Below are 13,146 nucleotides of genomic sequence, written 5' to 3' on the forward strand. Positions count from 1 at the left end.
ACATGACAGACGTCCACATTCTGGGGATCCGGCACCACGGTCCGGGTTCTGCCCATTCCGTCGCTGAGGCCTTGGCCACCCTTCGGCCCGATCTGGTGATGGTGGAAGGGCCGCCGGAACTGGACCAAGTCATCCCGCTGGTCACGGATCCGGACATGGTTCCGCCCGTCGCCGGCCTGATCTACGCGGTGGACGAGCCCCGTTTAGCTTCCTTCTACCCGATGGCCAGCTTCTCGCCCGAGTGGGTGGCGATTCGTTGGGCCCTGTCCACGGGCAAGTTGGTGCGAGCCATCGATTTACCCGCGGCGCACACGTTTGCGCTCCGGGCCGCGGAGGAACGTGCCCTGTCGGCTACTGAGGAGGAAGAGCCTGCCGCTTCTACTCCCGACGACGGCTTGGAACCTCCCGCCGTCCCGCAGCAGGCCTACCGGCCAGACGCCATCGGGATGCTGGCCGAAGCTGCCGGTTACAGCGATGCGGAGCGCTGGTGGGAGGACGCAGTAGAGCACCGGAAGACAGACCCTGTTGAACGGTTCGAAGCCCTCATCGATGCGATCTCCGAAATCAGGGCCTTGGACCAACGTCCCGCTGACCATCCTGACGTGGTGGAGAACAACCGCAGGGAAGCTGCCATGCGACGCCTTTTGCGCGCCGCCATACGCGAAGGGCATGAACGCATCGCAGTAGTGTGCGGCGCGTACCACGCACCGGCGCTGGTGCCCGCCGGTTTCCCTTCACTTTCTGCCGACAACAAAGTGCTCGCAGGCTTGCCCAAAACCAAGGTGGCCGTCACCTGGGTCCCTTGGACCTCGAGCCGGCTCAGCCTGGGCAGCGGATACGGTGCAGGCGTCACCGCGCCCGGCTGGTATCAACACCTGTTCGCACATTGGATGGCCCAGGACCCCACGAGGGACGTTGCCACTACATGGTTGGTTCGGGTAGCCCACGCCCTGCGGAAAGAGAACCTGGATGCTTCCACGGCCTCCGTGGTGGAGGCCAGCAGGATGGCTACTGCCTTGGCCGCCGTTCGCGGACGGCCCAGCCCTGGCCTACCTGAACTGGACGATGCAGCGCAGACTGTTCTCTGCGAGGGTTCTCCCCTGCCACTGGCTTTGGTACACAGGGAGCTCACCGTCGGACACGAGCTCGGAAAAGTACCGGATACCGTACCCACCCTGCCCTTGGCCGCCGACCTCGCCGCCACCCAGCGTAGCTTGCGCATGAAGCCCGGCGCGATGCAGGAGGTCATGGTCCTGGACCTGCGCAAGCCGAACCAGCTGGCGCGTTCGGTGCTCCTCCATCGTCTGGCCCTGCTGGGTGTGGATTGGGGGCAGCCAACGGACACCGGTCGGACTACCGGCACGTTCAAGGAGGCTTGGATCCTTGAATGGAAGCCTGAGCTGGCTGTTTCAGTGGTGGAAGCAAGCCGCTACGGCACCACCGTTGCCTCCGCCGCAGGTAGTTTCGTCGCAGAGCAGGCGCAGGCAGCCGAAAGTCTGCCTGCTTTGAGCAAACTGTTGGAAAGCTGTCTGTTGGCCGAGCTGCCCGACGGTATTGCCGGCGTCGTATCTGCCCTGGCTGAACGCACCGCCCTGCAGCAGGACGTCGCGCCTCTCTTGGAAACCATCGCCCCTCTTGCCCGCACCTGCAGATACGGAAATGTCCGCGGGGTGGACGTGAGCGATGTCCGGAAGATCCTGGAAACCACGGTGGTGCGGTCCTGCGTGGCTTTGCCTACTGCTTGCGCCGGGCTCGATGACGACGCCGCGGGAGCTATGCGGCGCGCCATCGACTCAGCTCAAGACGGCCTTACCTTGCTTCCGGAACTGCCCATGGACGATTGGCACACTGCTTTGGGCGCCGTGGCCCATTCCGATAAGATCCACGGCGCGGTGGCCGGCAGGGCCGCACGGCTCCTCCTGGATGCGGGCTTGGTGGATGGAGACGACATCGCCGCACGGCTTAGCCGACGCCTGTCCATCGCCACCCCCGCTCCGGAAGCCGCCGCCTGGTTGGATGGGCTGCTGTCCGGCGATGCGACGCTGCTGATCCACGATCGGCGGCTCCTGCAGATTGTCGATGACTGGGTGGATGGCGTGGACGATGACGTGTTCGAGGACGTTCTGCCCCTGGTCCGCAGGACATTCTCGGCCTTCAGCAGGCCCGAGCGGCGCGAAATTGGCGAGCAGTTGAGCCGCGGCGGGTCCACCGCCCTTACCGCAGAGTCCACCAGCGCGGACCTGGCCGCAGCCGGCCCGGCACTACGAGCGATGGCAAAGATCCTTGGATGGGAGGCAATTTCATGAGCGATGTTTCTGCCGATGCCAATGTTTCCAACGGAGACAACCGTGACCGGTTGAGCCGGTGGCGTCTGGTCCTGGGCGGGCACGACGCTGATGGCATCACGACGGCGGAGGACATGCCGGTTCAGCTGTCCGACGACGACGTTCGCCGTGATCAGGCGCTGGAGGAGCTCTACGGTGACGGGTCCAAGCAACGTGGAGGGCTCGGTTCGTCCAGCCCGCGCGTGGCCCGATGGCTCGGTGATATTCGCGGATATTTCCCATCGTCAGTGGTCCAAGTGATGCAGGCCGATGCCATGGACCGGCTAGGCCTGAGGCAGCTGCTCCTGGAACCGGAGATGCTCCGCACTGTCCAACCGGATATTGGATTGGTGAGTACCCTCGTGGGCCTGGGCCGGGTGATCCCCGAGGCTTCCCGGGAGACAGCAAGGTCCGTCATCCGGCAGGTCACCAAGGAACTTGAAGAACGTCTACGTGCCAGGACCATCCAAGCAGTCTCCGGCGCACTCAACCGATCCGCTCGGACCCGCCGGCCACGGCACCGGGATATCGACTGGAACAGGACCATTGCCGCCAACCTCAAGCATTACCAACCCGAGTACAGGACGGTAGTGCCCGAGAGGCTCCATGGCCATGCCAGACGCAGCTCCGAGATTCAGCGGGAGATCATCCTGTGCATCGACCAGTCGGGGTCCATGGCTGAATCCGTGGTGTACTCCAGTGTCTTCGGCGCAGTCCTCAGTTCACTGCGGTCCGTGAGCACCAAGTTGGTGGTCTTTGATACCGAAGTTGTGGATCTGACCGACGATCTGGATGATCCCGTGGACGTGCTGTTCGGCGTGCAGTTGGGCGGCGGTACCGATATCAACCGAGCACTGGCCTACTGCCAGGACCAAATCACCAAACCCACCGAAACCATCCTCGTACTGATCAGCGACCTCTATGAAGGCGGCATAGCCGAGGAAATGCTGCGTCGTGCCGCCTCAATTGTGGGCGGCGGCACCACCATGATTGCGTTGCTGGCCTTGAGCGACAGCGGCCATCCATCCTTCGATTCCAGCCATGCCGCAGCGCTGGCCGGCATCGGTGTGCCTGCATTCGCGTGCACGCCGGATCTCTTTCCGGACATGATGGCTGCCGCCATTGAACGCCGGGATGTCAGCGAATGGGCAGCTTCCCAGGACATCCCCACAAGTCACGAAACGTAGCGGCAGATCCCTGGGGACTTGGCGGCCTTGGGGATCTGGCGGCGGAAGACCAACAGGGCGAGAATTAGCTGGTGGTCCCTCCTCGCAACGGCGGGGGCGGCGACACCCTGAATGACGCCGCCCGCAAGATCCAGCGCGTCTACCTCACCTTGACGCTGGGTAATACCGTCGCGGCGTCTTTCATCTGGGGTATCAACACCCTGTTCCTGCTGGATGCGGGCCTGAGCAACCTGGAGGCTTTCGCCGCCAACGCCTTCTTCACAGCCGGAATGGTTCTTTTCGAGATCCCCACAGGGGTGGTTGCTGATGGGTGGGGGCGGCGTGTCTCGTTCCTGCTGGGCACGGTGACACTGGCCGTATCCACTTACCTGTACTACGTGATGTGGCAGATCTCCGCCCCCTTCTGGATGTGGGCGGTCGTATCCGTCCTCCTGGGCCTCGGCTTCACGTTCTTCTCCGGCGCCGTTGAGGCATGGCTGGTTGATGCCCTTCGCTTCTCCGGCTACGAAGGAGGGCTGGAATCCGTGCTGGGGCGCGGCCAAATGGTTCAAGGCGTAGCGATGCTGGTGGGCTCAGTGGCCGGCGGGGTGATTGCCCAGGCCACCAACCTTGGCGTGCCGTTCCTCCTCCGCGTGCTGGTACTGCTCGCCATGTTCGCGGTGGCCTTTGGACTCATGCACGACGTCGGCTTCACGCCTGAGCGTTCCACCCACCCCCTCCGCGCCACCCGCGCGGTGCTGTCCGCGTCGATCCAGAACGGTTTGAAGAACCCGCCCGTCCGATACGTGATGTTGGCAGCGCCGTTCAGTGCCGGCGTCGGAATTTACGTCTTCTACGCACTGCAGCCGTACCTTTTGGACCTGTTCGGCGACCCGGAGGCCTATTCAATAGCGGGATTGGCCGCCGCGATCGTGGCAGGATCGCAGATCCTGGGAGGCTGGCTCGCCCCCCACGCCCGGAAGCTGTTCCACAAGCGCACATCCGTGCTCATCCTCGGCGCCTTGGTTGGCGGCCTGATTCTGCTGGTCCTGGGCTTGACTCGGATCTTCTGGGTGGCGCTGGTGTTGCTCGCGCTGTGGGCCGTTGTAGGTTCTGCGGCCACGCCCGTCCGGCAGGCCTATGTAAACGACATGATCCCGTCCAAGCAACGGGCCACCGTCCTGAGCTTCGATTCACTGATGGGTTCCAGCGGCGGCGTCGTCATCCAGCCCGCCCTGGGCCGGGGAGCCGACCTCTACGGCTACCCGGCATCATTGGCCATGGCCGGTGTCATCGAGCTCATCGCATTGCCTTTCCTGCTGGCCAGCCGGAAGCACGGCGCGACGGCGGACCGGGCCTCGACGTCCGAGACCGAATCCGACCAGGAGCCCCGGCAATGAGCATCGTGTTCGGCGGAATGGCCGCAAGCCTGGACGGCTTTATCGCCTCCGAAAGCGGCGACCTCTCGTGGTTGAACAACTCCATGGGAAAAAACGAAGACTACGGTTTTGAATCGACCGAGCGGAGGACCGGCGCCTACATCATGGGAGCCAACACTTTCCGCGAGGTGTCGAAGATGGGAGGAGGAGGATCCAAGGTCCCAACGTATGTTGTCACGCACGATCAAACGCTAGCTACCAAGGGCAGGACGGAACTGTTCTCCGGAGAGCTGCGCGAGCTCGTCACCCGGATCAAGGAATCCATCCCCCAGGACAAGGACATTTGTCTCTTCGGAGGAGGCGAGTTGGTCACGGAGTTCGTCGAGCTGGGCTTGATTGACGAACTCGGTTTGTCCATCATCCCGGTGGTTCTGGGCGGCGGCGTTCCCTTCTTCGGCCGGGTCAGCCAGTGGACCACACTGGAACTCCTGGAGTGCCGGCACTACCCCTCCGGAATCGTGCTGCTCAATTACCGGTTGGAGAACAAAGGAAAAGCTCCCGACGGCGGCTAGTCACCTGAGGCGGGCAGCGGCGCCAGCAGCGCCTCCTGCAGTTCAGGACTGACCCCTGGAGGGACATCCAACTCCACAGCCAGGGCAAGGAGCGCACGGCTGAAGTAGTTCCGCGCCGCAGCCGCCAGGGTGATATCCGCGATCTCGCGGTCGCTGAAGCCTGCGTCGCGAAGCCGCTGCGTATCGTCGTCGTTCATTGCGGCGGCATCAGTGCTGAGTTTCACGGCATAGTCCATCATGGCTACTTCCTCGGGAGGCAGCCCGGCTTCGCGATAATCATGGGCGATGGCGCGCAGTTGCTCCTCGTCGATGATGGTCAGGGTCTTCTTGCCGTGAGCCAACCTGCAGTGTGACGACCCAATCGCCTGGGCTGCGGCGAGGGTCACCAGCTCATAGCGCCGGAGGCCCAAAGACGAACTGATGGCTTGCGTGAGTGACTCCCAGATCTGGTGCGCCTCGGGGTTCAGGCTCATGGCTTTGGTGTGGCTGGGAACGTAACCCATGGAACGGATATCGGCTTCATAGATTTCGGCCGTCAGCCCGGTGGCCCCGGATTCGGACGGCACTTTCAGAATGGACATGGGGGCCATTGTGGCCCTGCGTCACCTGGATGTAAATGCAGCCCAAGTACGGAAGACTGGGAGCACCCACTACTGAAAGCGCGGTTGGCACGTGATCTCCCTGCAGCAGGACCCCCAAGGCTTTATCCGGATGAACAGGCATTTTCCCGCCAGCGTTTCCGTGGCCGTCGTCTTTTCCGATGGAAGCCAGGAAGTATTCACCGGGTGGCGGCTCAACGAGATCTACGACGAAGCGCTCGCAGCCTACAGGGCGGGCAATCACCTGGACGCCAAGGGGTTCAACCGGGGGCCCCAAAAGAAGGTCCAGCAGGGCATTGACTTCGTGCCGGTCTCGCCGGGAATGTCCACCTAGCTCAGCTTCCGCAGGCTATCTTGGCTTGCCCGAGGCGTGCTCCACGCAAAATGGCGTCCAGGGCCGAGCCTCAAGCCGTCCCTCCGGAATAGCTACTGCGCAGATTTCGCATCGACCATAGCTCCCGGCGGCAATCCGCTCCAGGGCTGCGTTGATCTGATCCAGGCCAACCCGGCTCTGCTCCAGCAGTGCGGAAGCCTGAGAGAGCTCGAACGCTATGGTGCTGCCCTCAGGGTCGTGCTCGTCGTCCACATTGGAGTCCTGCCGGGCAAGGCTTACCGAACTGATGTCGCTTCGCAGCGACTTCAGCAGGGAGAGTTTGCGGTCACGTTCCTCCTCAAGGAGAAGCCGAAACCGCTCCACATCAACCACGGCAGGTCATAGTTCTACAGTGTCGCTTTCGCCCACGCTGAACCGGGAATGCGTGACCTTCGACTTAATCCATTGGAGTACCGTCGCGGCTGTTCCGCCGGGGCTGGTCCAGTACTCGGCGGATTCCGAGTCAACGCGCAGGAGACACACTTCAGGGGTGTCCGGGCCGTCGGGGAACCATGCCTCCACCACCTGGTTCCACATTTCGCGGATCTTCTCCCGGTCCGTGACAACCTCGGCAGTCCCGGCTATGGAAACCCATTCGGTGTTTTTGCCGAATGAAACATTGACCCGCGGCTCTTGACGCACATGGGCAACCTGCGAGGTGCCCAGTCCCGTAAAGAACCACATGTCGCCGTCGTCCTTGACTTCCTGAACGGCCAGTGGCCGGCTGACCAGGGCCCCCGATTCGTTGATAGTGGTCAACATTCCGATCCTGGAGTCGTTGATGATGTCAACAACCTTGCTGATTCCCTGCTCTTCGGTCATGCCTCGCCTCGTTTCCCTTCAGCTCGGGGACTTTCCCCAAGCGACCAGCCTATTAGTAAGACTACTGATTTACTAGGCACCCAATGAGTGCGGGAGCAGCCGGAAACAAAGGTGCAAACTGCTCCGGGAATCATGCTGCCGCTCCAACCGTTCTCTTGATGTGACATGCCGACGGCGGTCAGGCTTGCCCGGTTCGGGGCAGGCGTAGCAACGGGAAGTTTGGGGACTGCCATGACGTTGATTGAAACCATTGATCGCCTGAGGACCGCACACCTCATGGTTCGGGACGCCAACGAGTGGGACGGACTGTCGGCCGCCCTCACAAAGGCCTATGACGCCGATGACGATGACCTCATAGAGCAGTTGCAGCCGCCGTTTCTCCAGTCGTGGCGGACGGTTACCCGGTACGTGCTCCGCGACACCTTCGACCATGCGGGCATCTCAGTCACCGAGCCCGTGGATCCATGGGGAATCGCAGTTCTCACCTCGGGCGGGAGCAGTACAGAACCTCTTCTTTGCGTGGTGACGACACCGGAGCCGCAGGACGCCGGCACGGCCAACTTGACGGGACGCCGTCTGCTGACATTCTCGGAAATGATGACCCACTACGCAGAGTGCTTGGAGCCCCTCTTCGCCAAGCAGCGCGCTTAACCGGATACTACCGGAGCAGCGGAAGTCATCCTCTGGTCAGCGGGGCGTCGATGACGCGGGGAACGTACTCAAGCAGCTGGAGCCGGCCGTCAAACGTCCGGCTGTCCACCATGTCCAGAGCGACATCCGGGTATCCGTCGTAAATGCGCTCACGCCCTGTCTTCCCGGTTATCACGGGAAAGACGACCAAACGGTACCTGTCCACCAGTCCGGCTGCCAGCAGGGAGCGGCAAAGGCTCAAGCTGCCCAGCGTGCTGAACGTTCCTGATCGGGTCCGCTTCAGCTCCCGCACGGCCTTCACAGCGTCACCGGAAATGAGCTCCGAGTTGGGCCACACCAGGGGCTCCTTCAGCGTGGAGGAGAAGATGATTTTGGGCATGGCAGCCAGGCCGGCCAAGCTGGCGCCCTCTTCCTCGGAGAACCCTGAACTGTCCCCAGACGCTTCCTCCGACATGCTGGACATCACTCGATACGTGGTGGCCCCCATGAGGGTGGTGAAGTCCTTCTTTCCCTCTTCGTCGAGCCAGGCCAAGTATTCCGGACCTTCCAAACCCCACCAGCCGGGCCACCCTTCGGCGGAAGCGTAGCCGTCCAGGGAAATGATCAGGTCCACCATCAGGGTTGCGGTCGTCTCACTCATAGCAGTCTCCTCGGTTTAACCGTGCGCGTTGACGGTGCGCGGAAATGCTAGCCCCGGTGCGCTCGGGCGTTCAAGAGGTCCGCGCTAGAGGAGAAGGAGGAAGAAACCCCCAAGGGTGCTGAGAATCCCGACACCAGTGAGGATCCAGCCCAGAATCAACACAGTGTTGTCGTGACGCGGTGGCTGCAGTGAACATCGGGAGGGGTGGCAGAGGTCGTAATGGACCACCACTGAGCGGGAATCGATGCTGCCGTCGTGGGCAGGGATGTCCAACAGGACCTTTTGTTCCTCGTTCGACTGATCCAGCCATTGCACGCCCAGAAATCCCCCGGCAGCGAACTGTTCTCCGGCCGCAGTCCCCCAAACACACCGACGCTTGGCCAGGACCCAGGCGCTGATCAGAAGAGGCACGCCCGGAACGAACCCCACCCACGTCATCATTTCCAGGATGGGGCCAAGGAAATCCAGGGAACCGGCCATGAGTCGATCCTATGCGTAGGAGGTGAACACCGCGCAGGACATGAACATCGCGCAGAACATGAACACCGCGCAGGAGGTGAAGTCAGCGCAGGAGGTGTGAGCGTCAGACCGTCCGGTCAACTCTTGAACGCCAGAGCAGGTAAACGAAATACGGGGCGCCCACCAGTGCCGTCATAATTCCGGCGGGAATCTGGGCCGGCGCTATGACCGTGCGGCCGATGACATCCGCCAGGACCACCGTGCAGGCGCCAATCAGCGCCGCCACGGGAAGAACACGCGAGTGTCGTGCACCCACCAGTGTGCGGGCCGCGTGCGGTGCAACCAGGCCCACGAAGGCAATGACGCCAACCGATGAGACAGCCCCAGCAGTCAGCAGCACTGCGATGGAGAGCAGGATCAGCCGGGATCCGGACAGCCTGATTCCAAGCACCCGGGGCGAATCGTCGTCCACGGCGATCAAGTCAAGATCGCGCCGCATGCCCGCCAGAACCGGTAGCGCCAGCACCAGGGCAAGCAACGGGGGCAGGACGGAGGCAAAGTTGCGGCCATAGGTGGAGCCGGAGAGCCAGGTCAGGGCTTTGGTCTGATTGAATGGGTCCGTTGTCACCAGGAGGACTGTGATGGCAGCTGCCAGCCCCGCGGAAATGCCGATGCCGATCAAAACTAGTTTGTTCTGTTGAAGCCCACCGCTGAAGGCCAGCCCGAAGACCAGAAGCGCAGACAGGGCCGCTCCCCCGAGCGCTGATCCGGTGATGACCCACGAACCGGCCGTCGGAACGGTGGTGATGACGATGATTGCGGCCAAGCCACCACCGCCGGAGACGCCAAGGATGCCGGGTTCGGCCAGCGAGTTCCGGGACACTGCTTGGATCAGCGCGCCGGCGAGGGCCAAGGCAGCTCCGGCAAGAACGGCCGCCAGAACACGCGGCATTCGGGTACCCAGAACCGCGCTGACACGGTTTCCCGACTGTCCGGTGAGCCAATTGATGAGATCACCGAGCAGGAGTTTGGCATCACCCAGCAATGCTCCGGCCACCAGCAAAGCAGTGAGCAGGACCAGGAGTCCGATCAAGACGGTGAGGAAGAACCTGCGGGATCGAAGCCGCGCCAGGGCATCACCGGCAACGCTCAATCCGGCATCGGACATCCGCATGGCCAGTATTACCAGGAAGACGGCGCCGAAGACCGTTGTAACAGCACCGGTGGGAACTTCAACTCCTGCCTGCGCACCGAAAAGCCCTCGGACCAGGACATCAGCGCCGATGACCACCACGGCACCGGCCAGGCCCGAGATAGGCAGCAGAGCACGATGCCGGCCCAGGCCGCGGAGGCGGGAGGCCAGGAGGCGCACAATCGCCGGGGCGCAGAGTCCAACAAATCCGATCGGACCAGCGATGGTCACCGCTGCGGCGGACAGGACGACGGCAAGTACGACGGCGCCAACCCGGGCAAGGCGCGGATCTGCCCCTGCCAGCCGGGACGCGTCGTCACCCAGTCCGAGGAGATCCATCCTGCGGGCGAGGAGGAAAAGCCCTGCTATGGCCAGGAGAACTACAGGGGTGAACTGGATCAGCTCATCGGTGCGGGACTGCGCGAGGCTGCCCTGCCCCCAGGCATAGAGGCCGGTAGTTTCCTGACTGAACAAGAGAAGGAGGGCGCTGGTGGCAGAATGCAGCCCCAACGCCAATGCTGTGCCTGCGAGGACCAGGCGGATAGGACCGCCGTTGCCATTGGCACCTCCGCCTGACAACGCCAGGACGAGCACCGCCGCGGCGAGGCCGCCGATGAACGCGATGCCACCGGACAAGAGCGCCGGAAGGGACAGGCCGAACGCCGCCACAGCCACTATGGCGAAATGCGCGCCGGCGTTCACAGCCAGAGTGTCAGGGGAAGCAAGGACGTTGCGGGTGGCCGACTGCAAAGCCGCGCCGGCCACCCCCAAGGCGGCGCCGACCAGCAGGCCGGCGAAAAGTCGCGGTACCCGCGAGGCGATCAACACTGCGGTTTCCTGGTCCGAACCGCTGCCGGTAAGCAACCCCAGCAACTGGAGAGGGCCGACGTCGGCCGTTCCTTGTGTGAGGTGGATCAACGAGAACAGTGCCAGGAGTACCACCCCCGTGCCAGCCACCAGGGCTGGTCCGGAACGACGGCGGGCACCCGGTCCAGTCGCCGGCGGGGGCACGGGAGTACCTGCCACGGCCGCGGGAACGGTCATGGCGGGCCTTTTCACAGTGTCGGTCATGCGTGGGGACTACTTGGTGAGGGAGGCGACGATTGCGTCGACGTACTGGGTCATCGAAGCGGGGCCACCGAACATCCAGATACCGTCCGAAAGGCGGTGCACATTGCCGGCCGCCACGAACGGAAGCGACTTCCATACTGCGTTGTCGGTCAGCTGTTCAGTGAAATCGCCGTCCGCGCTGTTGGTTATGTACACGAAGTGATCGGCGTTGACGGCCGTCAAGCCTTCCACGTCCGTGGAACCCAGGCCGTAGGCAGGGTCGCCTTCAACGGTCCACGGGTTCACCAGGCCAAGTTCGGTGTTGATGTCTGCCAGCAGGGATCCCTTGGTGAAGGGGCGGATGGAGACCTTGCCGTCTGCGACCCAGCCGTCGGCGAATGCCACGCGGGAACCGCCCACGCCGGCCTTCTCAAGCTCGGCCTTGCCCTTTGTCACGGCTGCGTCGAATGCCGCGATGGCCTCGTCGGCTTTCGTCTCGGTGCCGGTTGCCTTGGCGACGAGCTTCAGGTTGTCCTCGGCCTGCGCGATTTGGCGGCTGCCATCGGCTGACTTCACCACAACAACGGGAGCCAGCTCTTCGAGCTGCTTGATCACTGGCTCGGCGAGGTCGGTGGTGGCGACGATCAGGTCAGGGTCGAGGGAAGCAATGGTGTCGAAGCTGGGCTCGTTGCGCGTTCCGATGTCCGTGGGAATGCTGTCCAGCTTGCCGGCGGTGACCCAGGCGCTGTAGCCCTTGACGTCCGCGACGCCTACCGGCATGACGCCGAGGGTGGTCAGGTTCTCCACTACGTTCCATTCGGTTCCGACCACGCGCTTGGCGGGGCCGTCGAGTTTAACCTCGGTGCCGCGGGCGTCGGTAACAGTGATGGCTTCACCGGCGCCGGCGCTGTTCGACGCCGAGCTCGCGGGGCCTTCGGTGGTGCCGCAACCGGTGAGCAGGACCGCCAAGGCAGCGGTAGCCGCGAGGGCCTTGTGGATTTTCATGGACACGGTGGTCCCTTTCGTATTGGGGAGTTATGACGTATTACAGGGGTTTAGTTGTCGTTGTGCCGTCCGACGGCGCGGGTGCGCAGCCTGCCGGTCAGCGGATCTGTGTGAGTAACGATGGGGATTGAATAGACATCACTGAGAAGCGCAGCATCGAGAGCCTCGTGGGCGGGTCCGGCGGCCGCTATGCGACCCTCGGACAGAACCACCACGTGATCGGCAAGTGCGGCTGCCTCATCGAGGTCGTGCAGGACAACGCCGATTGCCACTCCATGGACGCGGGCGAGGTCGTACACCAGATCGAAAATCTCCACTTTGTAGCGGAGGTCCAGGTGGTTGGTTGGTTCATCGAGCAGCAGAACCGAGGTGTCTTGCGCCAGGCAGCTTGCCAGCCATACACGCTGCAGTTGTCCGCCCGACAGTTCGTGGACGCCCCGGGAAGCAAGCCCGGCTACGCCAGTCAGCTCCATGGCACGGTGGACGGCGGCAGGACCTTCAGGATCGGCCGCGCGCCACCGTCCCCGGTACGGATGGCGTCCGAACTCGACGACGTCGCGGACACTCAGCCCGTGCGGCACGGGACGGCTCTGGGAGAGCAGTGTCACATGCCGGGCGAAGTCGCTGCGCTTCATCATCAGCGCATCCGTTGCCTCACCGTCGGCGGGCTTGACCTTCACGGTTCCGGAAGATGCCTCGTGCAATCGCGCAAGCGCGCGGAGCAGGGTGGACTTTCCGCTGCCATTCGGACCCACCAGCGCAACGATACGACCGGACTCAAGGCGAAGTCCTGCTCCATGGACCACATCCTTGTCCCCATAACGGAGGACCAGGTCAGTAGCCTCGAGCCCGGAGAGTTCACTCAGTTCAATCACAAAATGAAAGATTAGCTTAGCCTTACCTAATTCCCGAAA

Annotated in this window: 14 protein-coding genes; 6 read left to right on the plus strand and 8 right to left on the minus strand. The window is 63.1% G+C overall.

All coding sequences use genetic code 11. The features are described from left to right. Nucleotides 1–2: 2 nt before the first annotated feature. From AC1RJY_RS03245 to AC1RJY_RS03260, 4 genes are all read left to right on the plus strand, one after another. A complete protein-coding gene (locus AC1RJY_RS03245) occupies nucleotides 3–2,306 on the plus strand; it encodes a DUF5682 family protein (RefSeq protein ID WP_498601316.1) in 2,304 nt (767 codons plus the stop codon). Further along, nucleotides 2,303–3,511 carry a VWA domain-containing protein gene (locus tag AC1RJY_RS03250; RefSeq protein WP_286139605.1) on the plus strand — a complete coding sequence of 403 codons (1,209 nt, stop codon included), beginning with the start codon at nucleotides 2,303–2,305 and terminating at the stop codon, nucleotides 3,509–3,511. The genes AC1RJY_RS03245 and AC1RJY_RS03250 overlap by 4 nt, the downstream gene beginning before the upstream one ends. Before the next feature lie 71 nt (nucleotides 3,512–3,582). After that, nucleotides 3,583–4,890 (plus strand): MFS transporter, encoded by a 1,308-nt coding sequence (locus AC1RJY_RS03255; RefSeq protein WP_210063850.1) that lies wholly within the window; start codon nucleotides 3,583–3,585, stop codon nucleotides 4,888–4,890. Next, the gene (locus tag AC1RJY_RS03260; protein WP_498601319.1) at nucleotides 4,887–5,441 is read left to right on the plus strand and encodes a dihydrofolate reductase family protein; all 555 of its coding nucleotides are present in this window, start codon (nucleotides 4,887–4,889) and stop codon (nucleotides 5,439–5,441) included. Before AC1RJY_RS03255 ends, AC1RJY_RS03260 begins: the two co-directional genes overlap by 4 nt. On the opposite strand, the gene AC1RJY_RS03265 is transcribed toward AC1RJY_RS03260, so the two are convergent. Then, nucleotides 5,438–6,031 (minus strand): carboxymuconolactone decarboxylase family protein, encoded by a 594-nt coding sequence (locus AC1RJY_RS03265; RefSeq protein ID WP_011774713.1) that lies wholly within the window; start codon nucleotides 6,029–6,031, stop codon nucleotides 5,438–5,440. The genes AC1RJY_RS03260 and AC1RJY_RS03265 overlap by 4 nt on opposite strands. Nucleotides 6,032–6,113: 82 nt before the next feature. Between AC1RJY_RS03265 and AC1RJY_RS03270 the strand changes: the two genes are divergently transcribed. Continuing rightward, entirely contained in the window at nucleotides 6,114–6,374 is a 261-nt protein-coding gene (locus tag AC1RJY_RS03270) for a hypothetical protein (RefSeq protein ID WP_011774712.1), read from the plus strand. A gap of 15 nt (nucleotides 6,375–6,389) precedes the next feature. Here AC1RJY_RS03270 and AC1RJY_RS03275 read toward each other — a convergent pair whose 3' ends face one another. Together AC1RJY_RS03275 and AC1RJY_RS03280 are read right to left on the minus strand one after the other, a co-directional pair. Next, a complete protein-coding gene (locus tag AC1RJY_RS03275) occupies nucleotides 6,390–6,746 on the minus strand; it encodes a TraR/DksA family transcriptional regulator (protein WP_210063851.1) in 357 nt (118 codons plus the stop codon). Nucleotides 6,747–6,752: 6 nt separating this feature from the next. Then, a complete protein-coding gene (locus AC1RJY_RS03280; RefSeq protein ID WP_498601322.1) occupies nucleotides 6,753–7,235 on the minus strand; it encodes a pyridoxamine 5'-phosphate oxidase family protein in 483 nt (160 codons plus the stop codon). Nucleotides 7,236–7,466: 231 nt separating this feature from the next. On the opposite strand from AC1RJY_RS03280, the gene AC1RJY_RS03285 reads away from it, so the two are divergent. Next, nucleotides 7,467–7,886 (plus strand): hypothetical protein, encoded by a 420-nt coding sequence (locus AC1RJY_RS03285; protein ID WP_498601323.1) that lies wholly within the window; start codon nucleotides 7,467–7,469, stop codon nucleotides 7,884–7,886. A gap of 25 nt (nucleotides 7,887–7,911) precedes the next feature. Here AC1RJY_RS03285 and AC1RJY_RS03290 read toward each other — a convergent pair whose 3' ends face one another. The 5 genes from AC1RJY_RS03290 to AC1RJY_RS03310 all read right to left on the minus strand — a co-directional run bounded on the left by AC1RJY_RS03290 (nucleotide 7,912) and on the right by AC1RJY_RS03310 (nucleotide 13,107). Beyond that, a complete protein-coding gene (locus AC1RJY_RS03290; RefSeq protein ID WP_498601325.1) occupies nucleotides 7,912–8,526 on the minus strand; it encodes a dihydrofolate reductase family protein in 615 nt (204 codons plus the stop codon). 84 nt (nucleotides 8,527–8,610) lie between these two features. Beyond that, the gene (locus AC1RJY_RS03295; RefSeq protein WP_011774707.1) at nucleotides 8,611–9,006 is read right to left on the minus strand and encodes a hypothetical protein; all 396 of its coding nucleotides are present in this window, start codon (nucleotides 9,004–9,006) and stop codon (nucleotides 8,611–8,613) included. Between the two features lie 103 nt (nucleotides 9,007–9,109). Beyond that, entirely contained in the window at nucleotides 9,110–11,248 is a 2,139-nt protein-coding gene (locus tag AC1RJY_RS03300) for an iron ABC transporter permease (RefSeq protein WP_498601327.1), read from the minus strand. 9 nt (nucleotides 11,249–11,257) lie between these two features. Beyond that, complete coding sequence (locus tag AC1RJY_RS03305) at nucleotides 11,258–12,238, minus strand: ABC transporter substrate-binding protein (RefSeq protein ID WP_498601329.1); 981 nt, start codon at nucleotides 12,236–12,238, stop codon at nucleotides 11,258–11,260. 44 nt (nucleotides 12,239–12,282) lie between these two features. Continuing rightward, nucleotides 12,283–13,107 (minus strand): ABC transporter ATP-binding protein, encoded by an 825-nt coding sequence (locus tag AC1RJY_RS03310; protein ID WP_193352645.1) that lies wholly within the window; start codon nucleotides 13,105–13,107, stop codon nucleotides 12,283–12,285. Between the last annotated feature and the right edge of the window lie 39 nt (nucleotides 13,108–13,146).

This window comes from Arthrobacter sp. GW822-FHT05G07, from assembly GCF_058799755.1.

Excerpts from the sequence above, each read along its gene's own strand:
- AC1RJY_RS03300 (WP_498601327.1), bottom strand. The coding sequence starts at position 11,248 with ATGACCGACACTGTGAAAAGGCCCGCCATGACCGTTCCCGCGGCCGTG.
- AC1RJY_RS03295 (WP_011774707.1), bottom strand. The coding sequence starts at position 9,006 with ATGGCCGGTTCCCTGGATTTCCTTGGCCCCATCCTGGAAATGATGACG.
- AC1RJY_RS03285 (WP_498601323.1), top strand. The coding sequence starts at position 7,467 with ATGACGTTGATTGAAACCATTGATCGCCTGAGGACCGCACACCTCATG.
- AC1RJY_RS03260 (WP_498601319.1), top strand. The coding sequence starts at position 4,887 with ATGAGCATCGTGTTCGGCGGAATGGCCGCAAGCCTGGACGGCTTTATC.
- AC1RJY_RS03280 (WP_498601322.1), bottom strand. The coding sequence starts at position 7,235 with ATGACCGAAGAGCAGGGAATCAGCAAGGTTGTTGACATCATCAACGAC.
- AC1RJY_RS03290 (WP_498601325.1), bottom strand. The coding sequence starts at position 8,526 with ATGAGTGAGACGACCGCAACCCTGATGGTGGACCTGATCATTTCCCTG.
- AC1RJY_RS03245 (WP_498601316.1), top strand. The coding sequence starts at position 3 with ATGACAGACGTCCACATTCTGGGGATCCGGCACCACGGTCCGGGTTCT.
- AC1RJY_RS03265 (WP_011774713.1), bottom strand. The coding sequence starts at position 6,031 with ATGGCCCCCATGTCCATTCTGAAAGTGCCGTCCGAATCCGGGGCCACC.
- AC1RJY_RS03250 (WP_286139605.1), top strand. The coding sequence starts at position 2,303 with ATGAGCGATGTTTCTGCCGATGCCAATGTTTCCAACGGAGACAACCGT.